This is a genomic window from Hephaestia sp. MAHUQ-44, assembly GCF_023806085.1.
Lineage (GTDB): Bacteria > Pseudomonadota > Alphaproteobacteria > Sphingomonadales > Sphingomonadaceae > Sphingomonas.
Genome location: NZ_JAMSLX010000008.1, coordinates 86,278 through 112,550, shown reverse-complemented (window position 1 = coordinate 112,550; position 26,273 = coordinate 86,278). Strand labels below are relative to the sequence as shown.

General features: G+C 66.7%; 26 protein-coding genes. 12 read left to right on the top strand and 14 right to left on the bottom strand.

Going from position 1 to position 26,273, the window contains the following annotated elements; genetic code table 11:
• Window positions 1-15: 15 nt before the first annotated feature.
• From hflX to dusB, 7 genes are all read right to left on the bottom strand, one after another.
• Complete coding sequence (gene hflX / locus NFE57_RS10585; RefSeq protein WP_252135546.1) at window positions 16-1,308, bottom strand: GTPase HflX; 1,293 nt, start codon at window positions 1,306-1,308, stop codon at window positions 16-18.
• Window positions 1,305-1,853, bottom strand: coding sequence for an RNA chaperone Hfq (gene hfq / locus NFE57_RS10580; protein WP_286207788.1), 549 nt, complete (start codon window positions 1,851-1,853; stop codon window positions 1,305-1,307). Before hfq ends, hflX begins: the two co-directional genes overlap by 4 nt.
• A gap of 67 nt (window positions 1,854-1,920) precedes the next feature.
• Window positions 1,921-3,297 carry a nitrogen assimilation response regulator NtrX gene (gene ntrX / locus NFE57_RS10575; RefSeq protein ID WP_252135545.1) on the bottom strand — a complete coding sequence of 459 codons (1,377 nt, stop codon included), beginning with the start codon at window positions 3,295-3,297 and terminating at the stop codon, window positions 1,921-1,923.
• Window positions 3,298-3,299: 2 nt separating this feature from the next.
• The gene (locus NFE57_RS10570; protein ID WP_252135544.1) at window positions 3,300-5,543 is read right to left on the bottom strand and encodes a sensor histidine kinase NtrY-like; all 2,244 of its coding nucleotides are present in this window, start codon (window positions 5,541-5,543) and stop codon (window positions 3,300-3,302) included.
• A gap of 52 nt (window positions 5,544-5,595) precedes the next feature.
• Window positions 5,596-7,062 carry a nitrogen regulation protein NR(I) gene (gene ntrC, locus NFE57_RS10565; protein ID WP_252135543.1) on the bottom strand — a complete coding sequence of 489 codons (1,467 nt, stop codon included), beginning with the start codon at window positions 7,060-7,062 and terminating at the stop codon, window positions 5,596-5,598.
• Window positions 7,059-8,159 (bottom strand): two-component system sensor histidine kinase NtrB, encoded by a 1,101-nt coding sequence (locus tag NFE57_RS10560; protein ID WP_382280324.1) that lies wholly within the window; start codon window positions 8,157-8,159, stop codon window positions 7,059-7,061. Before NFE57_RS10560 ends, ntrC begins: the two co-directional genes overlap by 4 nt.
• On the bottom strand, window positions 8,128-9,126 hold the full coding sequence (gene dusB / locus NFE57_RS10555) for a tRNA dihydrouridine synthase DusB (RefSeq protein WP_252135541.1): 999 nt from the start codon (window positions 9,124-9,126) through the stop codon (window positions 8,128-8,130). Before dusB ends, NFE57_RS10560 begins: the two co-directional genes overlap by 32 nt.
• Window positions 9,127-9,207: 81 nt before the next feature.
• Between dusB and NFE57_RS10550 the strand changes: the two genes are divergently transcribed.
• Genes NFE57_RS10550 through NFE57_RS10540 form a run of 3 tightly spaced genes read left to right on the top strand, consistent with a single transcriptional unit; the run spans window position 9,208 to window position 11,459 of the window.
• The gene (locus tag NFE57_RS10550; RefSeq protein ID WP_252135540.1) at window positions 9,208-10,392 is read left to right on the top strand and encodes a bifunctional 2-C-methyl-D-erythritol 4-phosphate cytidylyltransferase/2-C-methyl-D-erythritol 2,4-cyclodiphosphate synthase; all 1,185 of its coding nucleotides are present in this window, start codon (window positions 9,208-9,210) and stop codon (window positions 10,390-10,392) included.
• Window positions 10,389-10,928 (top strand): hypothetical protein, encoded by a 540-nt coding sequence (locus NFE57_RS10545; protein WP_252135539.1) that lies wholly within the window; start codon window positions 10,389-10,391, stop codon window positions 10,926-10,928. Before NFE57_RS10550 ends, NFE57_RS10545 begins: the two co-directional genes overlap by 4 nt.
• A gap of 3 nt (window positions 10,929-10,931) precedes the next feature.
• Window positions 10,932-11,459 (top strand): CinA family protein, encoded by a 528-nt coding sequence (locus NFE57_RS10540; protein WP_252135538.1) that lies wholly within the window; start codon window positions 10,932-10,934, stop codon window positions 11,457-11,459.
• Here the strand turns inward: NFE57_RS10540 and NFE57_RS10535 are convergent.
• Window positions 11,393-11,878: a type II toxin-antitoxin system RatA family toxin gene (locus tag NFE57_RS10535; RefSeq protein WP_252135537.1), complete on the bottom strand. Its 486-nt coding sequence runs from the start codon at window positions 11,876-11,878 to the stop codon at window positions 11,393-11,395. The genes NFE57_RS10540 and NFE57_RS10535 overlap by 67 nt on opposite strands.
• Window positions 11,878-12,822, bottom strand: a complete 945-nt coding sequence (gene lipA / locus NFE57_RS10530; protein ID WP_353653910.1) for a lipoyl synthase — start codon at window positions 12,820-12,822, stop codon at window positions 11,878-11,880. The genes NFE57_RS10535 and lipA overlap by 1 nt, the downstream gene beginning before the upstream one ends.
• A 57-nt stretch (window positions 12,823-12,879) precedes the next feature.
• On the opposite strand from lipA, the gene NFE57_RS10525 reads away from it, so the two are divergent.
• From NFE57_RS10525 to NFE57_RS10515, 3 genes are read left to right on the top strand one after another with little or no spacing between them, the layout of a single operon-like run.
• Complete coding sequence (locus tag NFE57_RS10525; protein ID WP_252135536.1) at window positions 12,880-13,527, top strand: carbonic anhydrase; 648 nt, start codon at window positions 12,880-12,882, stop codon at window positions 13,525-13,527.
• Window positions 13,524-13,997 carry a GreA/GreB family elongation factor gene (locus NFE57_RS10520; RefSeq protein WP_252135535.1) on the top strand — a complete coding sequence of 158 codons (474 nt, stop codon included), beginning with the start codon at window positions 13,524-13,526 and terminating at the stop codon, window positions 13,995-13,997. Before NFE57_RS10525 ends, NFE57_RS10520 begins: the two co-directional genes overlap by 4 nt.
• A complete protein-coding gene (locus NFE57_RS10515; RefSeq protein WP_252135534.1) occupies window positions 13,994-14,176 on the top strand; it encodes a hypothetical protein in 183 nt (60 codons plus the stop codon). Before NFE57_RS10520 ends, NFE57_RS10515 begins: the two co-directional genes overlap by 4 nt.
• 68 nt (window positions 14,177-14,244) lie before the next feature.
• On the opposite strand, the gene aspS is transcribed toward NFE57_RS10515, so the two are convergent.
• Window positions 14,245-16,062, bottom strand: a complete 1,818-nt coding sequence (aspS, locus tag NFE57_RS10510) for an aspartate--tRNA ligase (RefSeq protein WP_252135533.1) — start codon at window positions 16,060-16,062, stop codon at window positions 14,245-14,247.
• A gap of 188 nt (window positions 16,063-16,250) precedes the next feature.
• Here aspS and rnd point away from each other — a divergent pair, with 188 nt between their 5' ends.
• Together rnd and NFE57_RS10500 are read left to right on the top strand one after the other, a co-directional pair.
• Entirely contained in the window at window positions 16,251-17,426 is a 1,176-nt protein-coding gene (gene rnd / locus NFE57_RS10505) for a ribonuclease D (protein ID WP_252135532.1), read from the top strand.
• Window positions 17,423-17,725, top strand: a complete 303-nt coding sequence (locus tag NFE57_RS10500) for an I78 family peptidase inhibitor (RefSeq protein ID WP_252135531.1) — start codon at window positions 17,423-17,425, stop codon at window positions 17,723-17,725. Before rnd ends, NFE57_RS10500 begins: the two co-directional genes overlap by 4 nt.
• Before the next feature lie 59 nt (window positions 17,726-17,784).
• On the opposite strand, the gene NFE57_RS10495 is transcribed toward NFE57_RS10500, so the two are convergent.
• Genes NFE57_RS10495 through NFE57_RS10480 form a run of 4 tightly spaced genes read right to left on the bottom strand, consistent with a single transcriptional unit; the run spans window position 17,785 to window position 23,365 of the window.
• Window positions 17,785-19,284 carry a Ppx/GppA family phosphatase gene (locus NFE57_RS10495; RefSeq protein WP_252135530.1) on the bottom strand — a complete coding sequence of 500 codons (1,500 nt, stop codon included), beginning with the start codon at window positions 19,282-19,284 and terminating at the stop codon, window positions 17,785-17,787.
• Window positions 19,285-19,323: 39 nt separating this feature from the next.
• Entirely contained in the window at window positions 19,324-21,489 is a 2,166-nt protein-coding gene (locus NFE57_RS10490; RefSeq protein ID WP_252135529.1) for an RNA degradosome polyphosphate kinase, read from the bottom strand.
• On the bottom strand, window positions 21,486-22,118 hold the full coding sequence (locus tag NFE57_RS10485; RefSeq protein WP_252135528.1) for an HdaA/DnaA family protein: 633 nt from the start codon (window positions 22,116-22,118) through the stop codon (window positions 21,486-21,488). Before NFE57_RS10485 ends, NFE57_RS10490 begins: the two co-directional genes overlap by 4 nt.
• A complete protein-coding gene (locus tag NFE57_RS10480) occupies window positions 22,115-23,365 on the bottom strand; it encodes a heavy-metal-associated domain-containing protein (protein ID WP_252135527.1) in 1,251 nt (416 codons plus the stop codon). Before NFE57_RS10480 ends, NFE57_RS10485 begins: the two co-directional genes overlap by 4 nt.
• Before the next feature lie 189 nt (window positions 23,366-23,554).
• Between NFE57_RS10480 and purM the strand changes: the two genes are divergently transcribed.
• Genes purM through NFE57_RS10460 form a run of 4 tightly spaced genes read left to right on the top strand, consistent with a single transcriptional unit; the run spans window position 23,555 to window position 26,267 of the window.
• Window positions 23,555-24,661 carry a phosphoribosylformylglycinamidine cyclo-ligase gene (gene purM, locus NFE57_RS10475; protein WP_252135526.1) on the top strand — a complete coding sequence of 369 codons (1,107 nt, stop codon included), beginning with the start codon at window positions 23,555-23,557 and terminating at the stop codon, window positions 24,659-24,661.
• A gap of 9 nt (window positions 24,662-24,670) precedes the next feature.
• On the top strand, window positions 24,671-25,240 hold the full coding sequence (gene purN, locus NFE57_RS10470) for a phosphoribosylglycinamide formyltransferase (RefSeq protein ID WP_252135525.1): 570 nt from the start codon (window positions 24,671-24,673) through the stop codon (window positions 25,238-25,240).
• Complete coding sequence (locus NFE57_RS10465; RefSeq protein ID WP_252135524.1) at window positions 25,237-25,599, top strand: MmcQ/YjbR family DNA-binding protein; 363 nt, start codon at window positions 25,237-25,239, stop codon at window positions 25,597-25,599. The genes purN and NFE57_RS10465 overlap by 4 nt, the downstream gene beginning before the upstream one ends.
• Window positions 25,596-26,267: a hypothetical protein gene (locus tag NFE57_RS10460; RefSeq protein ID WP_252135523.1), complete on the top strand. Its 672-nt coding sequence runs from the start codon at window positions 25,596-25,598 to the stop codon at window positions 26,265-26,267. Before NFE57_RS10465 ends, NFE57_RS10460 begins: the two co-directional genes overlap by 4 nt.
• The last annotated feature ends 6 nt before the right edge of the window (window positions 26,268-26,273 follow it).

Sequence of the window (26,273 nt, the reverse complement as noted above, 5' to 3'; positions counted from 1 at the left end):
CCCTTCTTGTTCTCGCTACCCGAATCGCGTCGCGAAGCGTTCGTGATCGGCGGGCGCCATCCGCATCTCGAACACCAGCGCATCGCCTTCCATCGCCTGATCGAGCACCTCGCCATGCTGGTGCAGCCAGGCCGCGCCCGCACCATCGGCGGGGTCGAGCGCGATCCGATAGCGTCGGTGGCTGGTGGTGAGCACCGCGCTGATCCTGTCCATCAACGCTTCCACCCCCTCCCCGGTCAGCGCCGAGACCGCGACGACATCCTCGCGCTTCGCCGCGTCGCCCAGGCGTTCCTCGCGTTCGGCTGCATCGAGCAGGTCGAGCTTGTTCCACGCCTCGATCCTGAGCGTTGCCTCGTCGACGCCGATCTCGGTCAGCACCGCCTCGACATCGGCGCGTTGCGCCTCGCTGTCGGGGTGCGCGACATCGCGGACGTGGATCAGCAAATCGGCTGAGGCTACCTCTTCGAGCGTCGCCTTGAATGCCGCGACGAGCTGGGTCGGCAGTTCGGAGACGAACCCCACCGTGTCGGAAAGGATCGCCTTGTCGATGCCGGGCAGGCGGATCTGCCGCAAGGTCGGATCGAGCGTCGCGAACAGCAAATTTTCGGCGAACACGTCGGCGCCGGTGAGCCGGTTGAACAGCGTCGATTTGCCGGCATTGGTATAGCCGACCAGCGCGATCACCGGCCAGGGCGCGCGCTGGCGCCGATCGCGATGCAGCCCACGCGTGCGCTTGACCTGATCGAGCTCGCGCCGCAGCCGCGCCATGCGATCACGGATCAGTCGGCGATCGGCCTCGATCTGCGTTTCGCCGGGCCCGCCGAGAAAGCCGAAGCCGCCGCGCTGACGCTCGAGATGGGTCCAGCTGCGGACCAGCCGCCCCGCCTGATAATCGAGATGCGCCAATTCGACCTGAAGCCGTCCCTCAGCGGTCGCCGCGCGTTCGCCGAAGATTTCGAGGATCAGCCCGGTGCGATCGATCACCTTGGCGTCGAGCGCGGTTTCGAGGTTGCGTTGCTGGATCGGCGTCAGCGCGGCATCGAAGATGACGAGATCGGCATCCTCCATCCGCGCGGTCGCCGCCAGCGCCTCGACCTGCCCGCTGCCGAGCAAGGTCGCGGGCTTGGGTGCGCGCAGCTTGACGTTGACGCGATCAGCAACGACGATCCCGATCGCCAGCGCGAGCCCCGCCGTCTCATCGAGCCGCGCCTCGGCGTCGCGGCTCGATTGCCCCCGATCGGGGAACACGACGACGGCGCGCGCGCCGCGAGCGAAATCATCCCGATCGCGATCGAACCCGGTGCTCAATCTTCGCTCGAATCCGCCTGCTCTTCCGCCAGATTGAGCGGATGCGCCGGCTGAACGGTCGAGACGGCGTGTTTGTAGACAAGCTGCGACATGCCGTCGCGCTGGAGCAACATGCAGAACAGATCGAACGCCGCGATATGCCCCTGGAGCATCACGCCGTTGACGAGAAACATCGTCACGCCCTCTTCCGATTTGCGCACTGCGCTCAGAAAAACTTCCTGCAGAAGCATTGGCTTCTTGCTGCTTTCTCCCATCGAACCAACGATCTCGGCGACATCGATCTGCCCCGATGGCATGATCGTCGAGATCGCATGCTTGTAGATCAATTGCGATTGGCCGTCGCGGCGCAGCAGCACCGAGAAATTATCGAACCAGGTGACGATTCCCTGCAATTTGACGCCCTTCACGAGGAACATCGTCACCGGTGTTTTCGACCGGCGCAGTGCGTTGAGAAAGAGATCCTGGAGGGAGCTGTGTTTTTCGGCCATCTTGCTGTCCTTATTGGCAGGGTCATGGCCCTGCGGCGCGCCGGTTCCCGGCGTCAGGATGCGCACCTTTATCGGCACGCTGTTTCAATTTTAGGGATGCGGCGACGCCGCGTCCACTGCCGGCTCAGGATTCGCGCGTTTCGGTGATTCCGAGCAGCTTGAGCTTGCGATGCAGCGCCGAGCGCTCCATCCCGATGAAGCTCGCGGTGCGCGAGATATTGCCCGAGAACCGCCGAATCTGCACGCGCAGATATTCGCGCTCGAACGTCTCGCGGGCCTCGCGCAGCGGCGCGCCCATGATCGCCGCGGTCCCGTTGCCGCCGAGATCACCCTGCTCGCCGAGCACTTCGGCGGGCAGCAGGTCGATCTCGATCCGGCCGATCCGATCGCCCGGCGCCAGGATCACGGTGCGCTCGACGACGTTGCGGAGCTGGCGCACGTTGCCGGGCCAATCGCACGATTGCAGCGCGACCATCGCATCGGTGGCAATCTCCGGGGTCGGCACGCGGCGCTCGGCGGCATAATGCGCAACGAAATGATCGACCAGCGGCGGAATATCCTCGCGCCGGTCGGCCAGCGGCGGAATCGCGACCGGCACGACGTTGAGCCGGTAATAGAGATCCTCGCGAAACCGCCCCTCGGCGATTTCTTCGGTCAGGTCGCGCGCGGTGGCGGAGACGACACGCACGTCGACCTTGACGATGCGCTGGCCGCCGACACGAGTGAAGCTCTGGTCGGTCAACACGCGCAGGATGCGGCCCTGCGTCGTCAGCGGCATGTCCGCGATCTCGTCAAGGAACAGCGTGCCACCGTGCGCCTGTTCGAGCATGCCGGGCCGGACGAGATCTCCGCCCTCCTCCACCCCGAACAATTCCTCCTCGACGCGCTCGGGCGTCATCCGGGCGGCACTGACGACGATGAACGGGGCGCTCGCGCGCGGGCTCCAGCCGTGGAGCAGCCGCGCCGCGATCTCCTTGCCGACCCCGGCCGGGCCGGTAATCATCACGCGACTGCCGGTCGAGGCGACGCGTTTGAGCGTCGCGCGCACCGCGTTGATCGCCGCCGACGCGCCGGTAAGATCGCTCTCGCTCGCCACCGAGGCCCGCAGCGACGCGATCTCGCGCTTCAACCGCTCGGTCTCGGTCGCGCGCTCGACCATCAGCAGCAACCGCTCGGCCTCGAACGGTTTTTCGATGAAATCGGCAGCACCGCGGCGGATCGCGGCGACCGCGGTATCGAGATTGCCGTGCCCCGAGATCACCAGCACCGGGATCGACGGGTCGCGCCGCTTGATCTCGTCGAGCAGGTCGAGCCCGTCGAGCCGCGAGCCCTGAAGCCACACGTCGAGCAGCACCAGCGACGGCCGTCGCGCCGCGATCGCCTCCAGCGCGGCATCGCTATCCGCTGCGTTGCGCGCCTCATAGCCTTCGTCCTCGAGCACGCCCGCCACGAGTTCGCGGATATCGAGTTCGTCATCGACGACAAGGATGTCGAGCGTCATAATCAGGGGGTCCGGTTTCTGGTGAGAGCGGGAAGCGGGCGATCGCGGGCGTCATCGGCGTCCGATCCGTCGCCGGTGTCGATCGCGGCCAGCATCGCGCGATCGAAGGTCATCGTCACTTTGGTGCCCCCGCCGTCACGATCGGCGAAGGTAACGGTGCCGCAATGTTCCTCGGCGATCTTCTTGACGATCGCGAGGCCAAGCCCGGTGCCGCGCGACCGGGTGGTCATATAGGGCTCGACCAGGCGATCGCGCTCGATCGGCAGCCCGACACCGTCGTCCGCGACCTCAATCGTCACGCTATCGGGATCGCTATCCTCCCAAAGCCGCATCACGATCGCGCCATCGGCATCCGTGCCGCGCGCGTCGATTGCCTCGACGGCGTTCTTGACGATGTTGGTGAGCGCCTGCCCGATCTGGCGGCGATCGCACACCAGCATCACCGCATTGCCGCTATGCTCGAAGGTGAAGTGGATGTTCGAATGCGCGACTTCGTGCAGGAACAGCGCCTGACGGCCGATATCGACCAGTGATTCCTCGCGAAAAACGGGCTTGGGCATCCGCGCGAACGACGAGAATTCGTCGACCATCCGGCGCAGATCGCCGACCTGGCGCACGATCGTTTCGGTCAGCCGCTTGAAGGTGGGGTCGGCGCTGTCGATCTGCTTGCCATAGCGGCGCTGGAGCCGTTCGGCGGCGAGCTGGATCGGGGTGAGCGGGTTCTTGATCTCATGCGCGATCCGGCGCGCGACATCGGACCAGGCCGCGCGGCGCTGATCGAGCAATTGCTGGGTGATATCGTCGAAGGTGAGCACCTGCCCCGCGGCGTCGCGCGTGATCTTGACCGCGAGCGTGCGCGGCTCGCGCTCGGCGGCGGCAACCTGGATCACCGCCTCACGCGTGTCGCTATCGAGCAAGGCATCGAGTTCGGCCGAAAGCGCGGCCAGCGGTTGCCCGACAGGATCGCCGCGCTCCGAATCGAGCAGCGCCACCGCCGAGCTGTTGACGAGTTGGACGGTGCGGTTGGAATCGATCGAGATCACCCCCGCGGTGACCCCCGACATCACCGCTTCGATCAGCGCGCGGCGGCTTTCAAGCGCGGTCGTCTGCGTTTGAAGCCGCGCGGTCATGACGTTGAACGCGGTGCCGAGCGCGCCCACTTCGTCGCGCGTCCGCGGCTCGGGCACGCGTACCGCAAGGTCGCCTTCCGATACCCTGAGCGCCGCGCCGACAAGCTCGTTGACCGGGCGCACCAGCCGATCGGCGACCGCAAGCGCGATCCACACCGTCAGCGCGATGATAAGCACCGCGACCGCGAACAGCGCCGCGTTGAACTTGAGTTGGAGCGCGTGCGAATGCTCCTGGAGCGTGCGATATTCGTTGATCAGATCGCTCGCCGCGAGGTGCTGGCGGTTGATGAAGGTCGCGTTCACATGCGTGCCGATGTACAGATACAGGTCGGGCGCATCGGGCACGTTGATCACGATCCAGATCGTATCAGGCGTGCGGTTGATCGCTGGATTTTGCTGCTTGCTCATCAGCTTGAGCAATTCAGGTGTGACACGTTCCGAGAAGGCCGTTTCGTCGGGCGGGTTGACCACATCGACGACGTTGATCCCGTCCTTGCCCTCATAGGTGAACAGCACCGCTTCGCTGAGGTTGCGATACAAGGTCTGCCGCGCGAGATAATTGTGCCCGGTCTCGGTGCCGACCGGGTAGACATTGCGGTTGTCGCCAAGATCGGTCGCCATCGCGCGCGCCTCGGCCACCCAGCGATCGATGAACTGGCCTTGCGCATCCTCGACCAGCGCAATCGTCGAGTTGAACGCCTTCTCCGCCTTGCTCGATGCCCAGAACTGGTTGACCGACTGGAACATCACCGATGCGGCGATCACCGTCAGCACGATCGGCACGCTGGCGATCAACGAGAAGATCGCGACCAGCCGCACGTGCAGCCTGCCATCGCCGGCGGCGTCGGCACGTGCCGCCCGGCGCTTCGCGACCCGGCGCCCGATCAGCACCAGCAGCGCCGCCACCGGCAAAAGATTTCCCAGCAAAAGCAATGCCGCAACGCCGGGACTGAGTAATTTCTGAGAAGTACTGCTGCTATCGAGGATGAAATAGGTCGCGACCCCCATCAGGATCGCGGCCGCCAGCACGCCGATTTCGACCAGCGCGGGCCAGGACAACCCGGGTTGCCAGCGGTGCGGCTCACCGCCCGCAATTGTCACCGCCTCGCCACTCATCGTTGCACGAATACAACAATGCCCGTGCAAGCAAAACACATATTAGCCCCGTTCACCGATCTCCAGAACCGGATGGCCGCTCTTCGTCGTCCGCGTCGAGCGCGATTCCGAGGCTGTCGAGCCGCTTGCGCAGCGTGTTGCGGTTGATGCCGAGCGCGCGGGCGGTGCGGAGCTGGTTATTGCCGTTGCGTGCGAGCATGTCGCGGATCAACGGGCGCTCGACCTCGGCGATCACGCGATCGTAGAGCGTGCCGTCGGTGAGCGCGTCGGGCGTCGCGCGCGCGAGACGTCCGACGAGCGCCGTCACCGCGGCCTCGATCCCGGCATCGTGCGTGGCCCCATCGGGCACCGTCACATCGGGCGATGCCGCGCCGAGCGTCGCGCGCACGTCGGCCGCGCCGATCACGCTGTCACGACTGAGCACCGCCATCCGCCGCGTGATATTCTCGAGTTCGCGGACATTGCCCGGCCAGTCATGCGCCTCGAGCAGCGCGATCGCTGGCGCGTCGAGTTGCTTGCGCGGCAGCCCCGCCTCGGCCGCGCGCTCGAGGAAGTGCCGCGCGAGCAAGGCGACGTCCTGACGCCGTTCGCGCAACGCCGGCAGCGCGATCGGCACGACATTGAGCCGGTAGAACAGGTCCTCGCGAAACCGCCCGTCGGCAACCGCGCGGGTCAGATCGCGATTGGTCGCGGCGACGATGCGGACATCGGCGCGGATCGCCCGCCCGCCCCCGACGGTGGTGAATTCGCCCGACTGGAGCACGCGCAGCAGCCGGGTCTGCGCCTCCATCGGCATGTCGCCGATCTCGTCGAGGAACAAGGTGCCGCCGCCGGCCTGCTCGAACCGCCCGGCCGCGCGTGCCTGTGCGCCGGTGAAGGCGCCGCGTTCGTGGCCGAACAGCTCGGATTCGATCAACTCGCGCGGAATCGCGGCCATGTTGATCGCGACGAACGGCGCGTGGCGGCGCGGTCCGAGATCGTGGATCGCGCGCGCCACCAACTCCTTGCCGGTGCCCGATTCACCCGACACCAGCACGGTGAGATCGTTCGAGACGACTCGCGCGATCGTGCGATACACATCCTGCATCGCCGGCGACCGGCCGATCAGCGGCAGCGCGGCGTCATCCTCGCCCAGCGGCGCCACCGGCACCCCGCCTTCCCGCGCCAGCGCCCCCGCCACCGCGCGCACCAGGACATCAAGGTCAAACGGCTTGGGCAGATAGTCATAAGCGCCGACCTCGGTCGCGCGGACCGCGGTGGTGAGCGTATTCTGCGCCGACAGGATGATCACCGGCAGCCGCGGATGATCGCGCACGAAGGTCGCGACCGCGTCGAGGCCGTTGCCATCGGGCAACACGACATCGGAGACGAGCACGTCGGGCAAGCCGCGATCGAGCGCGCGCGCCATCTCGGCCAGAGATCCGGCCGTGACGACATCGTGCCCGGCGCGGTCGAGCGCGCGCGCAACGACGGTGCGGATCGCGGCATCATCGTCGACGACGAGCACGGTCGCGGTCATGCCGCCTCCCCGCGCGCGAGCCGGACCCGGAGCACGGTTGCCTCGGGGCTGCCCTCGCGCGCATATTGGACGATCCCGCCCATCGCGCGCATCAGTTTGTCGACCAGCGCCAGTCCCAGCCCCTTGCCCTCGGGCCGGCCCGAAACGAACGGATCGAACAGCAGCTCGGCGATATCGGGCGGCGCACCGGGGCCGTTATCGATCACCGCGAGTTCGATCGGCAGCGCGCGGCGCGGCTTGTCGGGGCCGGCATCGATCGCGACGCCCTGGCGATATGCGGTGGTGAGGAGAATCCGCGGTTCGGCCTGCCCCGCGACGGCCTCGGACGCGTTCTTGAGCAGGTTGATGAACACCTGAAGCAAGGCATCACGGTTGACGAGCACCGGCGGCAGCGACGGATCGAAATGCTCGTCGATCGTCACGTCGCGCGCGAACCCGGCGCGTGCCACGCGACGAGCGTGATCGAGCAGCGGATAGATATTCTCCGACGTCAATTCGAGCGGGGTCGTGTCGCTGAAATCCTGCATCCCGTCGATCAGCGCCGCGATCCGATCGACCTCGGTGACGATCAGCGTGGTCAGGTCGCCCGCCCCTTCCCCGCCACTGAGCAATTGTGCCGCGCCACGGATACCCGACAGCGGGTTCTTGATCTCGTGCGCGAGCATCGCCGCCGCGCCCACCGCCGCGCGCGCGCCCGCATCGCGGCCCGGCGATACGCCCATCGCGCGCGGCGTGGCGGCATGGTGGAGCGTGATCACGCGCCACCCGGCATGGTCGCCGAGCAAGGCCTCGAGATAATCGACGCGGACGCGCGCGCCGCGGCTGGTTTCGATCTCGACATCGAACGCCGCGAGCGCATGGCCGTCACGGCGCGCGCGCGCGGGGCCGGGCAAGGCAAGCACATCATCGAGCCGCTGGCCGACCAGAACGCGCTCGGACAGGTTGAGCAATTGCTCGCACGCCGTATTGACCCGCGCGATCCGGCGATCGGGGTCGATGACGAGCACGCCGACCGGCAACGCCGTAAGCAGTTCGGACAGGCCGGGGCCACCGGCGACGACATTCTCAGGCCGCGGCACGATTGCGCCACGGCGCATAGAATTCGGCGAGCATCTTCTTGACGACCCGGGCGTCGGGTTCCTGGTTGACGGTGTTGCGGAACTCCGCCGAACCGTGCAGCCCGCGCGTGTACCAGCCGATATGCTTGCGCGCCATATTGACCCCGGTTTCGGTGCCATAATGCGACAGCATCGCCTCGTAATGTTCTGCAATAACAAGATATTGCTCATCGAGCGAGGGGTCGGGCCGCCGCGTGCCGGTGGCAAACCAATGCATCATCTGGCCGAGCAGCCATGGCCGGCCGTAAGCGCCGCGCCCGATCATCAGCCCGTCGGCACCCGATTGCTCGAGCGCGGTTTCGGCATCCTCGATCGAGCAGATGTCGCCATTGACGAGCACCGGCACCGACACCGCGTCCTTCACCTGCCGGATGAAGCTCCAGTCGGCGCTGCCCTTGTACATCTGGCAGCGGGTGCGGCCATGGACGGTGATCATCTTGACGCCGATGTCCTCGGCGATCCGCGCGAGTTCGGGCGCGTTGAGGCTGGCATGATCCCAGCCCATCCGCATCTTGAGCGTTACCGGCACGTCGACCGCGGCGACCACCGCCTTGACGATCGCGCTCGCCAGATCGAGGTCGCGCATCAGCGCCGATCCTGCCCAGCCGTTGACGATCTTGCGCACCGGGCAGCCCATGTTGATGTCGATGATCGCGGCGCCCTTGTCGGCGGCAAGCTTGGCCGCCTCGCCCATTTCGAGCGCGGTGCAGCCGACGAGCTGCATCGACACCGGTTCTTCGAGCGGATGCCACGCCGCTTTCTGGATCGACTGGCGCGTCTCGCGGATCGCGGCCTGGCTCGCGATCATCTCGGTAACGTTGAGCCCCGAACCGTAACGGCGCACGAGCGTGCGGAACGGCATGTCGGAGACGCCGGTCATCGGCGCCAGCACGACGGGGCTGTCGATCCGCACGGGGCCGACCTGAATGGGAGCGAGTGTCGTCATAATGTGCCTGAAAATTGGGCAGCGCTTTATCCGAGACGCCCGCTGCTGGCAAGCCGCGCGCGCTTGGGCTAGGCGCACGCGATGACCATTCACCGCACGATCGCGCTGATCGTCGCCGCCGGCCAGGGGACGCGGCTCGGCGGCCCGCCCAAGCAATTCAAGATGCTCGGCGGCAGGCCGATGCTCGCCCATAGCTACGCCACGCTGGCGGCGCATCCCGCGATCCACCGCGTGATCGTGGTGATCGGCGCCGGGCAGGAGGCGATGCTGGCAACCGCGCTCGGTGCTGTTCGCCACGTCACCGGCGGCGCGACGCGTCGGGAATCGGTGCAAGCCGGGCTGGACGCGTTGGCAGACGAGGCGGTGACGCGGGTGCTGGTCCATGACGCCGCCCGCCCCTTCCTTTGCGCGGCGGTGATCGACCGCCTGCTCGAAGCGCTCGAGACGCACGACGGCGCGGTGCCGGTGCTGCCGGTTGCCGACACGCTCGCGCGCGGCAGCACGACGCTGGGCGAGACGGTGGCGCGCGAGGGGCTCTACCGGGTCCAGACTCCGCAAGCGTTCAGGTTCGACGCGCTACGCACCGCGCATCAACGCTGGCCCGGCGATGAGGAAGCAACCGACGACGCGCAGATGGTGCGTCGCCTCGGCGGCACTATCGCATTGGTTGAGGGAGAGACGATGCTCGACAAGATCACCTACCCCGCCGACATCGCCGCCGCCGAGACGCGCCTCGGCGCCGCGATGGTCTCGCGCAGCGCCACGGGGTTCGACGTCCACCGGCTCGTCGCGGGCGAGCAATTGTGGCTCGGCGGCGTGCTGATCCCCCACGACAAGGGGCTTGCGGGGCATAGCGACGCCGATGTCGCGCTCCATGCGCTGACCGATGCATTGCTCGGCACGATCGCCGCGGGCGATATCGGTACGCATTTCCCGCCGAGCGATCCGCAGTGGCGCGGTGCGGCGTCGGACCAGTTCCTCCAACACGCCGCGCGGCTCGTCGCCGAGCGCGGCGGCATGATCGATTTCGTCGACCTGACCTTGATGTGCGAGGCCCCGAAGATCGGCCCGCACCGCGAGGCGATCCGCGCGCGGATCGCCGAATTGCTCGGGCTGGGGCCCGATCAGGTCAGTATCAAGGCGACCACCACCGAACGGCTCGGGTTCGTCGGCCGCGGCGAAGGTATTGCCGCGCAGGCGATCGCGACCGTCCGTGTCCCCGCCCCCGTTCCCGGCGCCATCTCTCTATCAAAGGATCGTGTATGAAGTTCCTTGCCAGTTTGAGCGCGATCGCGCTGGTCGCCTCCGGCACGGCGGCCACCGCGGCGACACCGTGCATCACCACCGCCGAAGCCGAATCGATCACGCTGGTCGCGATGCCCGAAATCATCCGCCAGACCGGGCGCGCCTGCGCCCCCGTGCTGCCAGTTACCGCGCTGATCCGCCAGACGAGCGGCGCCTTCCTGGCGCAATATGACGCCGCCGCGAACCAGGCCTGGCCGCAGGCGCGCGCCGCGCTCGAAAAGGTCGCCGGGCCCGATATGGCGCCGCTGCTGCAATCCGATTTTACGCGGCCGCTGCTGGTGTCGGTGCTCGCCCCGGCGCTGGTCGGGCAGATCCAGACCAGCGACTGCGCTGCGATCGATCATATGGTGACGCTGCTCCAGCCGCTTCCGCCGCGCAACGCCGCGGGGCTGGTGGTGTCGGCGCTGGAGTTGATTCGCGAGAAGCAGGCCGCCGGTGCGATCGACACGCGCATGCCGACGCTTGATCTCCCGCTCTGCCCGGCGCAGAGGCGCTGACCCATGGAGACGATTCTCCCCGCTGAACTCGTCGCCGCCGCGCAGCGCGTGGTCGATGCCAACAAAGCCGCCGGTCGCCGCATCGCGCTGGCCGAAAGCTGTACGGGCGGGCTCGTGTGCGCGGCGCTTACCGAAATTCCGGGGTCGTCCGACGTGCTCGAGGCGGGCTATGTCACCTATTCGAACGAGGCCAAGCTGGCGGTGCTCCATGTCAGCAGCGACATGATCGAGACCTTCGGTTCGGTGTCGATCGCAACCGCGTGGAGCATGGCACAAGGCGCGCTCGAACAGAGCGGCGCCGATGTTGCGGTGGCGATCACCGGGATCGCAGGGCCGGGCGGCGGCAGCGAGCGCAAGCCGGTGGGCCGCGTGGTATTCGCGCGCGCCGAACGCGGCGCCGATCCGGCCGATGTCGTCGCCGATGCCAAGGACTTTGGCGATCAGGGGCGTGGCGGGGTGCGGCTTCAGGCCGCGCTATGTGCGCTCGAACTGCTGATGCCCGACGCAGAACCCTTCGCATCCGCGCCATAAAGCTCGGCCGCGCGCGCTTCGAACGCGCCGATCATCTTCCTGAGCGCGCGATCGAACACCTGCCCCGCCAACATCTCGAACACGCGATTCCGAAACGCGAAGTCGACGTTGAAATCGACCATACATCCAGAGCCTTCCGGCGTGAACTTCCAGTCGTTACGGAGATATTTGAGCGGGCCGTCGAGATAATCGACATGGATTTCACGCGGCCGCACCTTGGCGACCCGCGAGGTGAACGTCTCGCGCAGCCCTTTGAAGCCGACGATCATGTCCGCGACCATCTCGGTCGCATTGTCCGAACGCACCCGGATCGCGCTGACCCAAGGCAGGAATTGCGCATAGCTTTTCACGTCGGCGACCAGATCGAACATCTGTTCGCAGCTATATGGAAGATGGCGGATCTCGTGGTGCTGCGGCATCAGGCTGTTGGCGCGGCGGCCTGGGCCAGCTTCGCTTCGCGATTGGCGCGCATCCGCTCGAAATCGTCGCCGGCATGATAGCTCGACCGCGTCAGCGGCGACGAGGCGACCAGCAGGAAACCCTTGGCGCGCGCGATCGCGGCATAGGCATCGAACGCCTGCGGGGTAACGAAATCCATCACCTTGGCGTGGCGCGGAGTCGGCTGGAGATACTGGCCCATCGTCAGGAAATCGACATCGGCCGAGCGCATGTCGTCCATCACCTGATGCACCTCGAGTCGTTCCTCGCCCAGCCCGAGCATGACGCCCGACTTGGTGAAGATCGACGGATCGAGCTTCTTGACGCTTTCGAGCAGCCGCAGCGACGCGTAATAGCGCGCGCCGGGGCGGATCGTGGGGTAGAGCCGCGGCACGGTCTCGAGATTGTGGTTGTAGACGTCGGGCCGCGCGGCGACGATCATCTCGACCGCGGCATCGCTCTTGTTGCGGAAATCGGGGGTCAGGATTTCGATCGTCGTTGCCGGCGCGGCCTTGCGGATCGCTTCGATCACCCGCACGAACTGGCGCGCGCCGCCATCGGGCAGATCGTCGCGATCGACCGAGGTGACGACGATGTGCTGGAGCCCCATCTGCACCGCGACCTCGGCGACGTGCTGCGGCTCCAGCGGGTCGACCGCGCGCGGCATCCCGGTCTTGACGTTGCAGAAGGCGCAGGCCCGCGTGCAGGTGTCGCCAAGGATCATCACCGTCGCGTGCTTCTTGGTCCAGCACTCGCCGATGTTCGGGCACGCCGCCTCTTCGCACACCGTCGTGAGGTTCTTCTCGCGCATCAGCCGCTTGGTTTCGGCGAAGCCGGCGCTGGTGGGCGCCTTGACGCGAATCCAGTCCGGCTTGCGTTGGCGCGGCGGACGGGCGAGCGGGGTCATCTCATTCATGGCCGCCAGATAGCGATTGTCGCAACCGCTTGCCAGCCCCGCGTCAACCTGCAAATAGGGCGGTCCATGACAGACTTTGCGGACCTCATCGCCGGTTATCGCCGTTTTCACGACCATGACTATGTAGACCACCACACCCGCTGGACCGAATTGGCCCACGGCCAGCATCCGCGCGTGATGGTGATCGCCTGCGCCGATAGCCGAACCGATCCCGCGACCGTGTTCGATGCCTCTCCGGGGGAAATCTTCGTCGTTCGCAACATCGCCAATCTGGTTCCCCCTTATGAAATCGGCGGCGGCCGGCACGGTGTGTCGGCGGCGATCGAATTCGCCGTATCCCAGCTCGAAGTCGCCGAAATCGTCGTGATGGGGCATGGATCGTGCGGCGGCGTCAGCGCGTCGCTCAGCCATGCCTTTGTCGACAAGGCGCCGGGCGACGGCGCGTTCATCGCCAATTGGGTCGACATGCTCGACGAGGCGCGCGACCGGATCATCGCCGAACACGGCCATGGCGACGAGGCGACTCGCGCGCTCGAACTCGAAACGGTGCGCGTCTCGCTGGCCAATATCCACACGTTCCCGTTTGTCGCCGAACGCGAGGCAGCGGGCAAACTCAAGCTGCGCGGCGCCTATTTCGCGATTCACGACGGGGTGCTGTGGGTGATGGGCGACGATGGCGAATTTGCACCGGTGATCGGCGGTTCGGCGCCGTGAGCGTCGCTTTCCGGCGCGAAAGCGACGACGAGCACAAGGAACCTCGTTTCGAACTGCCGCTGCCCGCCGGACCCAATATCGTCACCCCCCGCGGCGACCGGTTGATCCGTGCACAAGTGCAGCGACTCGAACGATCGCTTGCTGACGACCCGGCCGATCCCGAGTCGCGTCAGCGTGACCTGCGTTATTGGAACACGCGCGCCGCCACCGCCGAGCTGGCCCCGCCCCCGCCCGAGGGCGAAGTGGCGATCGGGACGCGCGTCCGCTTTACCCTCAACGGCACCGAGCGCCGGATCGACATCGTCGGCGCTGACGAGGCCGATCCCGCCACGCACCGCATCGGTTTTGCCTCCCCGCTGGCGCAGGCGATGATCGGCGCCGAGGAAGGCGAATTGCTGCCCTTCAACGGCAAAGCCGACGCGATCGAGATCCTCGCGATCGGGCTTATCCCCGATGAGGACGCTGCATGAGCGCGAAGCAGTTTGAACGCCACCGTCAGCCCTGGACCGCCGACGAGGTGCAGAAGCTGCACGTACTGGCGAAGAAGGGGATGCCGCTCAAGGCGATCGCCAAGGCGCTCACGCGCAGCGAAGAATCGGTCAAGGACCGCGCCAAGCTCGATGGCTTGAGGATTTCCAAGCTGCGTTAGAGCGATGTCGAGCCAGATGGAATGATCTGGCGACTCAGCGCCGCTAAATCACCCTCGGCGCGCCACGATCAGCCCGCCTTGGGCGCACCGGCCGCGTCGCCATCCTTCTTCGCTGGTGCTTCGACAATGCGGACCTGAAGCTCGCGAAGCTGCTTCGGCGCCGCCGGTGACGGCGCCCCCATCAGCAGATCCTCGGCACGCTGGTTCATCGGGAACAAGGTGATCTCGCGCAGATTCTGCGCGCCGCACAGCAGCATCACTATGCGATCGACCCCGGCCGCCATGCCGCCATGCGGCGGCGCGCCATATTGGAAAGCACGATAGAGCCCGCCGAAACGCTCCTCGACGTCGGCCTTGGAGAGCCCGACCAGTTCGAACGCCTTGACCATCGTGTCGGGCGACTGGTTACGGATCGATCCCGATGCGATCTCGAAGCCGTTGCAGACCATGTCGTACTGATACGCCTTGATCGTCAGCGGGTCTTGATCGTTGAGCGCGTCGAGCCCGCCCTGCGGCATCGAGAACGGGTTGTGCGCGAAATCGACCTTCTTCTCGTCCTCGTCATATTCGTAGAACGGGAAATCGACGATCCAGCACAATTCGAACCGATCCTTGTCGATCAGGTCGAGTTGCTCGCCGACGCGCACCCGCGCAAGCCCCGCCAGTTTGGCTGCCTGCGCTTCCTTGCCCGCGGCGAAGAACACACCGTCGTTCGGGCCGAGCCCAAGCGCCGCGATCAGTGTCGCGGTTGCGTCGGGCCCATGGTTCTTGGCGATCGGCCCGCCCGGCTCGCCGTCCTTGATGTTGATATAGCCGAGCCCCGAGAACCCTTCCGAGCGGGCCCAATTGTTCATGTCGTCGAAGAATTTGCGGCTGCCCGCGCCCGCGCCCGGCGCCGGGATCGCGCGGATGACGCCGCCCCCGGCAACGATCCCGGCGAAGATACCGAACCCTGAGTCGACGAAATGGTCGGTGACGTCGGTGATGAGTACCGGGTTGCGCAGATCGGGCTTGTCCGACCCGTATTTGAGCATCGCCTCGCTATACGGAATGCGCGGGAAGCTGCCCGCGGGCGTCACGTGGCGGCCATCGGCGAACGCCTCGAACACCCCGGCCATCACCGGCTCCATCGTGTTCCACACGTCTTCCTGCGTCACGAAGCTCATCTCGAGATCGAGCTGGTAGAATTCGCCGGGCAGCCGGTCGGCGCGCGGGTCTTCGTCGCGGAAACACGGCGCGATCTGGAAATAGCGGTCGAAACCCGCGACCATCAGCAACTGCTTATATTGCTGCGGCGCCTGCGGCAGTGCGTAGAATTTGCCCGGATGGACGCGGCTCGGCACCAGGAAATCGCGCGCGCCTTCGGGCGACGACGCGGTCAGGATCGGGGTCGAATATTCGGTGAACCCCGCGCCTTCCATACGGCGGCGCATGTCCGAGATGATCTTGGTCCGCTTGACGATATTGGCGTGGAGCGTCTCACGGCGCAGATCGAGGAAACGATAGCGCAGCCGCACGTCCTCGGGATAGTCCTGCTCGCCCGCAACCGGCAGCGGTAGTTCGGCGGCGGCAGACAGCAGCGTCGCCTCGATCGCGCGGATCTCGATCTCGCCGGTGGGGAGGTTGGGGTTGATTGCATCGGCCGCACGCCGTTCGACCGTGCCGGTGATCGTCACCACGCTTTCGGCACGCAGCCCCTCGATCACCGAGAACACCGGGCCATCGATCTCGGTGACGATCTGGACCATCCCGTAATGATCGCGCAGGTCGATGAAGACGAGATCGCCATGATCGCGCTTGCGATGCACCCAGCCCGAAACGCGGACGGTCTCTCCCGCTTGATCCGCGCGAAGCTGGCCGCAGGTGTGGGTGCGATAGGCGTGCATGGTAATCGTCTTTCAATATCGGCACGTCATCCCCGCAAGGGCGGGAACCCAGCTCGTATCCATGCAACACGCGGCGATTGCAGGAGCCGGGTCCCTGCCCTTGCGGGGGTGACGCTTCAAGAGAAGCGCTGCGCTTCCCCATCAGATGGCACTTTGTCAAGCCGCCGCCGCATCGCTATGGAGCCGCGATGCACATCCATGACCTGATCGAGGACTCGGCAGCCCTCGCCAACCTTTGCAGCCGCTTCGCCACCGCGCCGTTCGTGGCGGTGGATACCGAGTTCATGCGCGAGAACAGTTACTGGCCCGAGCTGTGCCTGATCCAGATCGCCGACGACAACGAAGCGGCTGCGATCGATCCGCTCGCGCCGGGCATCGACCTGACGCCGCTGCTCGATCTGCTGACCAAAAATCACGATGTGCTCAAGGTTTTTCACGCCGGTGGGCAGGATATCGAGATCGTCGCCAATCTCACCGGCACGACCCCCAATCCGCTGTTCGACACGCAGGTCGCGGCAATGGCGCTCGGGCAAGGCGAGCAGATCGGTTATTCGAACCTCGTCGATAGCTGGCTGGGCATCCAGGTCGATAAAGGTGCGCGCTTCACCGACTGGAGCCGTCGGCCGCTCGACAAACGCCAGATCGATTACGCGATCGCCGATGTGACGCACCTCGCCGTCATCTTCCCCAAGATGCTCGCAAAGCTCAAGAAAACCGGGCGCGGCGCCTGGCTCGATCAGGAGATGGAGCGGCTTGCCGATCCGGCACATTATATCAACGATCCCGACGAATCGTGGAAGCGGGTGCGGATTTCGGGGCGCAAACCCGAAGCGCTGGGGCGCCTGAAGGCGCTGGCCCGCTGGCGCGAGATCGAAGCGCAGGGCAAGGATCTGCCGCGCGGGCGGATCATGAAGGACGAGACGCTCGCCGATCTCGCGCTGTCGCCGCCCAAAAAACAGGCCGATCTGGCGCGCGTGCGCGGGCTTTCAGGCGCATGGGCGGGCAATGACATCGGCGGACGGCTGATGGCGGCGCTGGACGCAGCCGAACCGCTGCCCGCCAGCGAGATGCCGCTGCGCGACGATCGTAAGCCGGGATTGGGCAAGGAAGGCGCGCTGGTCGCCGATCTGCTCAAATTGTTGCTCAAGATCCGGTCGCGCGAAATCGACGTCGCCGCCAAGCTGCTCGCGCGCAGCGACGATCTCGAAGCGCTCGCGGCGGGCAAGCGCGACGGGCTGTCGATCCTCGAAGGCTGGCGGTTCGAGGAATTCGGTCGCGATGCGCTGGCGCTCGTCGAAGGGCAGCTTGCGTTTGCCGTCCAGAACGGCAAGCTCAAGATGAGCCGAACGGAGGATGCTGCATGACCCGGACGATCCTGCTTGGCGCGGTGGCGCTCGCCGCCTGTGCCCAAACCCCGTCACCCGCGACGGATATCCCCGCCGCCAACGATCCCAGCGGCGTGGCCTGCAAGGCGGACGCGCTCACCGATCTGGTCGGCCAGCCCGCCAGCGCGGCGCTGGGCGCGACGGCGATGGAGCGGGCGGGCGCGCGCACGGTGCGCTGGATTCAACCCAACAGCGCGGTGACGATGGATTTCCGCTTCGATCGGCTCAACATCATGCTCGATGACAAGAACGCCGTCACCTCGTTTACCTGCGGCTGATCGGGGTATCGTCCGCACCCGTGGAAGCGGCGCGTCTTCATCACCGCTCACGGCTCCGTTTAACGGAGCGTCAGCACCGGCTTGCGGCCGAATTGCGTCGCCAGCACCTTGTGGCGTCGTTCGACCGCTTCGCCATAAAAGGCCGCATTCGAGGCAGGCAGATCGAGCACCAGCGCCTCGCCCGTCAACGACAGGCGTGACTGTTTGAGCGGCCCGGCCACGCCCGCGCTGAACCGCTGACCGAGCCGGATCGCGAGGCCCCAGCGTGCCGCCAGCGCGAGATCGTCCGCGGTCGCCAGATCGGGCAAGGGCGCCGGGGAGACGATGCCGCCGCCCAGGCTGGTAAACAGCGCCTGCGCGACTCGCGCCCGCCCGCGCGCATCGATCGCCGCCCAATTGCCGTGGAGCGCGGCGTCGAGCCCGCGTTCGGCGCGAAATTCCGGGTTGGCGTGCCAGCCGACATCGGCGAGCAGGCAGGCCACATGCCGCAACCGCGCCAGCGCGGGCGTCTCGTCGGCAAAAAGCGGTGCGATCCACCGATCGAGCAGATTGCCGTGCTCGGCGAACCGGCCGAGGCGTCGCCCTTCCTCGCGCGCGGCGACGATCAGCGGGTCTTCGGTGCGCTGGCGCGGGTCGAGCTGGCCGTACAGCAGGCCTTCGCGCAACCCGAAGGCGGAGACGACCATCGTGTCGCTGCCCAGCGAACGCAGCAACGTGGCCAGCAACGCCGCGCTATCGCCCAGCGTCGCGATTCGCGCGTTGGAGAGTTCGGGAACGTCACGCAGCCACGACTTCTCAAGCCGCGGAATCATCCGGCCCAGCCGCGCGACGGTTTCGGCCGACATCGCATATTGATGGAGGATCGGCAGCGCATAATTGGTGGTGTGCATGTCGAGCCGCGCCAGCGCACGCCACGATCCGCCCACCAGGTACAAGGGGCGCCCCTCCCCAACACCGGCCCAACCCGCTTTCCTGAGCATCTTGCCGACATAGCGTTCGAGCGTGTGATCGCCGCGTTCGCGGATCGCGGCGAGCCGCAGCACGCCGAGCGGAAACGAGGCGCGATCGCACAATTCGCCGCCCGATACGCGCACGAGTTCGAGGCTGCCGCCGCCTAGGTCGCCGACGATGCCGTCGGCGTCGGGAATGCCCGACAGCACGCCCTGCCCCGAAATCCGTGCTTCTTCCTCGCCCGCGAGCAAGGTCACGTCGAGCCCGAGGTCCTCGGCATGCGCGATGAGTTCGTGGCCGTTATCCGCTTCGCGCACCGCCGCGGTGGCCACCGTCGTCAGCCGCGAGACCTCCATCGCGCGCACCACGGCGACGAACCGCGCAAGCGCGGCGCGCGCGCGCGCCATCGCATCGGGCCCGATCGTCCCCTTGTCGGCAAGCTCGCGGCCCAGCCCGGCCATGACCTTCTCGTTGAACAGCACCGAAGGCAGCCGTGGCGGCCCCTGATAGACGACGAGGCGGATCGAGTTCGAGCCGATGTCGATGATCGCGACCCGCGGTGGGCCGTCAAGCTCGGCGGCGGTCCGGCGCGACAGGAGATTTGCCATCGATCTACCCAACGCACGGCGCGCCACTTGGCCGCACCGTCAACGGCGGCGGCGCAGCGACAGCTTGGGCACCGATTCGCTCGTTTTCAGCGCGGCGCCGCGGCCCGACAGCGACGGATTGGTCATGAAATAACGGTGGAGGTTGAACGGTCGGTCTCCCGGATCGTCGCGGCTATAGGTGCCATCGGGCTGTAGTTCCCAGCTCTGCTCGTTGTCGAGCAGATTGGCGACCATCACCTGATCGAGGATCTGATCGTGGACGGTATGGTTCTCGATCGGCAACATATATTCGACGCGCCGATCGAAATTGCGCGGCATCCAGTCCGCCGATGAAATGAACAGTTTCGCGTCATTATTGGGCAGCGCCTTGCCGTTGCCGAACGCCCAGATGCGGCTGTGTTCGAGAAACCGCCCGACCACCGATTTGACGCGGATGCGCTCGGACATCTCAGGTACGCCGGGGCGCAGACAGCAGATGCCGCGTACCACAAGCTCGATCTCGACCCCCGCGTTCGAGGCCTCGTAGAGCTTCTCGATCACCGCTGGATCGACCAGCGCGTTCATCTTCGCCCAGATCGCGGCGGGCTTGTCGGCGCGCGCATTCCCGATCTCGGTTTCGATCAGCGCCATCAGCCGTGCCCGCAAGTCGCGCGGCGACATGCTGATGAGCTGGAGGTGCTCGGGCTCGACATAGCCGGTGACGTAATTGAACACGTGCGCCGCATCGCTCCCGATCCGGGGATCGGCGGTGAAGAAGCTGAGATCGGTGTAGATTTTGGCCGTGATCGGATGGTAATTTCCGGTGCCGAAATGGCAATAGGTGCGATACCCCGTCCCCTCGCGCCGCACGACCATCGAGATTTTGGCGTGCGTCTTCCAGTCGATGAAGCCGTAGACGACCTGGACGCCCGCGCGCTCGAGCGCCGAGGCCCAGAGCAGATTCTGCTCCTCGTCGAAGCGCGCCTTGAGTTCGACCACCGCGGTCACCGATTTGCCCGCCTCGGCCGCGGCGATCAGTGCGTTGATTACTGCCGGCTGCTTGCCCGCGCGGTACAGCGTCTGCTTGATCGCCACCACATCCGGATCGGCTGCCGCCTGTTTGAGGAAGGCGATGACGACATCGAAGGTTTCGTACGGATGGTGGACGACGATGTCCTTGGCGCGGATCGCCGCGAAACAATCGCCGCCATATTCGCGGATGCGCTCGGGAAAGCGCGGCGCGAAGGGCGGGAATTTGAGATCGGGCCGATCCTCCTCGACGAGCAGGTCGAGGTCGCTGATACCCAGAAAATCGCCGGTTTCGGTGATGATCGCCTCGGCCCCGCCGAGCTCGTCGCGCAGCAGTGCCTTGAGGTCGTCCGCCATCCCCGATTCGAGATCGAGCCGGATCACGCGCCCGCGCCGCCGGCGCTTGATCGCATTGGCGAAATAGCGAACGAGATCCTCGGCATCCTCCTCGATCTCGATGTCGCTGTCGCGCAGCACGCGGAACGCCGCCGCCGCCTTCACGCGATAGCCGGGGAAGATCAGCCCGGAAAACCGCGCGAGCAGCGTTTCCATCGCGACATAATAAGCGGGATCACCCGGCAGCCGCAGAAAGCGCGGCGCGGTGCCGGGCAAGATCACCAGTTCGCGCACCGGCGCCCCGTCGGACACGCGCTCCAGATCGAACATCACCCCCGATCCGCGATTGGGGATGAACGGGAACGGATGCGCCGGATCGAGCGCCTGCGGGGTCACGATCGGGAAAAGCTGATCGCGGAAATGGGTTTCGAGCCAGGCGATCTGGTCGGGGGTGATCTGGTCGTAGTCGAGGACTTCGATCCCTTCACCGGCAAGCGCCGCCCGAAGATCGCACCATACCGCCTGAATATCGGCCATCAGCGTCGCGGCGGCGTCGCTGATTTCGGCAAGCTGCTGCCCCGGCGTGCGCCCATCGGCCGAGCGGCGCTCGACCTCCTGAAGCTGCTGGCCCTTGAGGCCCGCGACGCGGACCATGAAGAACTCGTCGAGGTTCGATCCCGAGATCGACAGGAAGCGTAGCCGTTCGAGCAGCGGATGCGCCTTGTTGCACGCCTCCTCGAGCACGCGGCGGTTGAAGGCCAGCCACGAAAGCTCGCGGTTGAAAAACCGGTCGCCCGCGGTCGCGTCGGTGAACGGATCGTCATCGTCGTGGAACCGGGCGAGATGCGCGGGGCGGTTCATCGGGTCTCCCTGCCGTCGGTGGCGTGATCGTTCACCAGGCCGGCTTCGCGCAGCGTGGACCGCGCCAGCGGGATCGACAAGCGTTTGCGGCGTTCGAGCACATGCTGATCGAGCACATCGATCGTGCGCATGACGGCAATATGACTACGCTCGATTCGCGCCAGCAGCCAATCGATCAGATCGGGCCGCGCATCGAGCCCGCGCTTGATGAACTGGCGCTCGAGCAGGGCGCGCATCAGCACGTCGTCGGGCGGGCCGAGGCGCGCCACCGGGCTCGCGGCGAGCCGCGAGCGAAGGTCGGGCAGTCGCACTTTCCATTCGGGCGGGGCCTGCTCGGTAACCATCAGCAGCGGGCGGCGTTCGGCCTGTGCGCGGTTCCAGGCATGGAAAAGCTCGGTTTCGGGCGCGCGATCGGCATCGTCGATGATGCTGCCGTGGCTCTTGGCGGCGAAGATGCGCGCCAGCAGGCTGCGCCCCGATTTGCGCGGGCCGACGAGGATCGCAGCCATCACCGGCCAGGCGCCCCAATGTTCGAGTGCATGGACCGCGGCCGCGTTCGAACTGCTGACCAGAAATTCGTCGTCGCGGGGGTCCGCCGGCCACTCGAAGGGCAGCGCGATCTGGCTCATCCCGCCGTCGCGCCTCCGGCGGCGGGCGGCGATGCCGCCGGCGCAGGCGCCACCGGGCGCCGGATACGGAGCGTCGTGCCGCCGACATCGACCTGCCAGCCGCGCGCTTCAAGCGCGGCGCGCAGCGCGTTGACGTCGCCGCTATAGGTCACCTGCATCACCGAGACGCCACCGAGGGCGAGGCTGGTCGTGGCCGCCGAGCCGACCCCCGGCACCGCGCGCAGCGCCGCCTCGGTGCTGCCGATCGCGGCGGCGCTGGGCGAATCGAACTGGACGTTGAACGATGCCCCTGCCACCGGCGCCGGGGTCATCTCGATGAGATCCTCGCCCAGCCCGTCGTCGGGCGCCGCTTCGGCTTCGGGGGGCGGAATATAGGCGAGGCTGGGATCGACCCGCAGGATGCCGCCACGCAGCGCATTCTGATACGCCTGATCGATCCGCTGAACGCCCGCATCCATTAGCGCGGGCACGCCATCGGCATTCTCGACGCGCAGCGCGAAGCGCGCGATGCGCCGGTTATCGGGCCCGAATCGCGCCTCGAACACGCCGATCACCGGCCCGCCGGGAAATTGGCGATACAGGTGCGCAACCGGGATCAGCACGTCCGACGCGCCGAACTGATCGAGCACCATCCGCCACCAGCCGCGATCGCGCCGCCCGGTCTGGCCGAGGTTGAGCAACAGCGGGTCAGATCCGGTGCCGGTCGGGCGCACGTAATCGATCGTGCTGCTGCCGGTGCGGAAGCGGGCCCATGCCTCCTGCCAGCCGGTGCGCAATTCGAGGCTCTGCGCGACGCCGCCGCTCCATTCGATCGGGATGACGAGCATCGGCGGCGAGCGGAAGCTGTGCCCGCCCACACCGAGCAGCGATCCCGCACGGCCGCGATCGAACAGCACCCCCAGCGTGGCGATATAGCGGGTGGGGCCGATCTGCTCGTTCTCGATGACGATTCCCGAGACCAGGCCGTTGAGTGTCGAATCGGGCAGCGATCCGGCATGGCCCGTCATCCGTTGCGACAGCATCTGCCAGGCCTTGCGCTGCGCGAGCCGCCAGCCGCCCTTGCGCGCGTCCTCGGCACTTTTCGCGCTGATGTCGACATGGACGTCGGTAACCTCGAAATTCCCCGAGCTGTCGATCGGCGCAACGCCGCGATCGCCCGCGATCTGCGCGGTTACCGCACCGGCCACGCCCAGCACCGCCAAAGCGGGCAGCACGACGAGCGGGCGAAAAAGGGGGAACCGACGCATGACAGGCGCCCTTTTGGCGAAGCAGGCGTGGAAATCCAAGCGCGATGTGGTTAGAGCGCTTTTTCGCACAAGCGAAACGGCACCGGCCCGCTCCCCCGCCCGGCCACCCGGCGATTGTATCCCATGGGTGGCCGGACGAGGAAGCGGGCCGGTGCGGTCTGATCCGAAAACACTCTAGGCGCTTCCGCTATGACCGATAAGCCACAGGGCAAGGGCCCGTATAGCTACGCCGATGCGGGCGTCTCGATTGCCGCAGGCAATGCGCTGGTGAAGGCGATTGCGCCGCTCGCGCGCGCCACGCGCCGCCCCGGCGCCGACGCCGATCTCGGCGGTTTCGGCGGCCTGTTCGATCTCAAGGCCGCCGGGTTCACCGATCCGCTGCTAGTCGCCGCCAATGACGGCGTCGGCACCAAGCTCAAGCTGGCGATCGATCATGACCGCCACGACGGCGTCGGGATCGATCTCGTCGCGATGTGCGCCAACGATCTGATCGTCCAGGGCGCCGAACCGCTGTTTTTCCTCGATTATTACGCCAGCGGCAAACTCGACGCGCGCGTCGCCGAGCGCGTCGTCGCCTCGATCGCCGATGGCTGCCGTCAGGCCGGCTGCGCGCTGATCGGCGGTGAGACCGCCGAGATGCCCGGCATGTATGCCGATGGCGATTATGATCTCGCGGGGTTTTGCGTCGGCGCGGTCGAGCGCGATCGCGTGCTGACCGGCCAAACCATCGCGGCCGGCGATGTCGTCCTCGGCCTCGGGTCGTCGGGCGTGCATTCGAACGGCTTCTCGCTGGTGCGGCGGCTCGCGGCCGATCGTGGCTGGGACGTCAATGCCCCTGCCCCGTTCGATCGCGATCTCGCGCTGATCGAGGCGCTGATGGCACCGACGCGGATCTATGTGAAGGCGCTGCTGCCCTCGATCGCCGAAGGGCGCATCAAGGGGCTCGCGCACATCACCGGCGGCGGGCTGCTCGAGAACATTCCGCGGGTGCTGCCCAAGGGGGTCCATGCCCGGATCGACGCCGGGGCGTGGCCACAATTGCCGCTGATGGCGTTCCTTCAGCAGCAGGGCGACATCGCCCCCGACGAAATGGCGCGGACCTTCAACTGCGGGATCGGCATGGCGGTGATCGTCGCCGAAGCCGAGGTCGAGGCCGTCACCAACGCGCTGACCACGGCCAACGAGACCGTTCACCGGATGGGCATCGTCGACAAGGGTACGCGCGGCTGCACCGTTGCGGGGCCGGCCGGATGCTGGGGCAGCGAACAAGGCTGGTCGGCCACCCACAATGCGTGATCTGCCACGATGACCAAGACCAAAGTCGGCATTCTGATCTCGGGGCGCGGATCGAACATGATGGCGCTCGTCGCAGCCGCCAAGGCAGCCGACTGGCCCTACGAGGTCGCGATCGTCGCCAGCGACAAGCCCGAAGCACCGGGGTTGGACTGGGCACGCGCCGAGGGCATCGATACGTTCGCGCTCTCGCCCAGGGGCATCGGCAAACCCGCTTATGAGCAGCAGATCGACGCGGCATTGCGCGCGGCCGGGGTCGAGGTGATCGCGTTGGCGGGCTATATGCGGCTGCTGTCCGACGATTTCGTCGGGCGCTGGCGTGGGCGGATCATCAACATCCACCCGTCGCTGCTGCCCAAATACAAGGGGCTCGATACGCATCAGCGCGCGATCGACGCGGGCGATGCGGTCGCGGGCTGTTCGGTCCATGTCGTCACCGAGGAATTGGATGCGGGCGCGGTGCTCGGCCAGGCCGAGGTGCCCATCCTGCCCGGCGACACCGTCGAGACGCTGTCCGCGCGCGTCCTTGTCGAAGAGCATCGCCTTTATCCGCGTGTTCTGGCAGACTTCATGGCGCGATGACGGCTGCCCCGCCCCTCGACCGGCTTCGTGCCGCCGCGCTCGCGCTACCTGAGACCAGCGAGAGACTGTCGCACGGCCAGCCGACCTTCTTCGTCGCGGGCAAGCAATTCGCGCAGTTCCGCGACAATCACCATGGCGATGGCCGCGTCGTCGTCTGCGTGCGCGTGGCTGGCCCCGACGAACAGGCGATGCTGCTCGAGATCGCGCCCGAAACCTACAACAAGCCTGCCTATCTGCCGAGCTGGCTGGGAATCAACCTCGCGTCGCCCGATACCGATTGGGACCATATCGAGGAGCGACTCGCGCAAAGCTGGGCGCTGGCGGCCCCGGCCCGGCTGCGCGCCGCGGAGGGGCGATGAGCGACCTTCCCCCCAGCGGGCCGTTGCCCGACGCCGGTGTGTCGCCGTCGGCGAATATCGAGAACGCCGCCGAACGCGCGGTCGCCAGGGCCGAAGCCGCCGCCACCCGTCGCCGCTGGATCACGCTGGCCGAACTGCTCGCGATGGCGGGGGTCGCGATCGCCGGGCTGACGCTGTGGAACAACTGGTCGCAGCGCCGCGACGATGCCACCGCGCGCAAGGCCGAACAGGTGGCGCAAGCCCATGCCGCGGCGATCGTCTCGCTTGTCGCGACGCCGATCGATAACGGCGCCGCGCTCGCGCTCAAGGATCCGGCACACCGCATCCAGAGCCTGGACATCACCTTCCCCGCCGATCTCGGGCTGCCGGTGCGCCATGCGGTGGTCGACACACGGATCGACGCGAACTGGTTCGCGCGTACGATGCTCGATCTCACCGATCGCGGCCCCGATCAGGTCGAGGGCCGGCTCCCGGTCCTGATCACCAGCGATTATTGGGATGCCGACCAGCATCGCACCGATAGCGCGATCTACGATATCATCTGGCACACCGACGGTCGCGTGCTGCGCGGGCGTAAATTGCGACTCAAGGGGCTGGTGCTGCGCGAACGAAGCGGCTCGGCCAAGCGACTCGACGCCTTATGGGCGCGCGAAAAACCGGCGAACTGAGCGGAG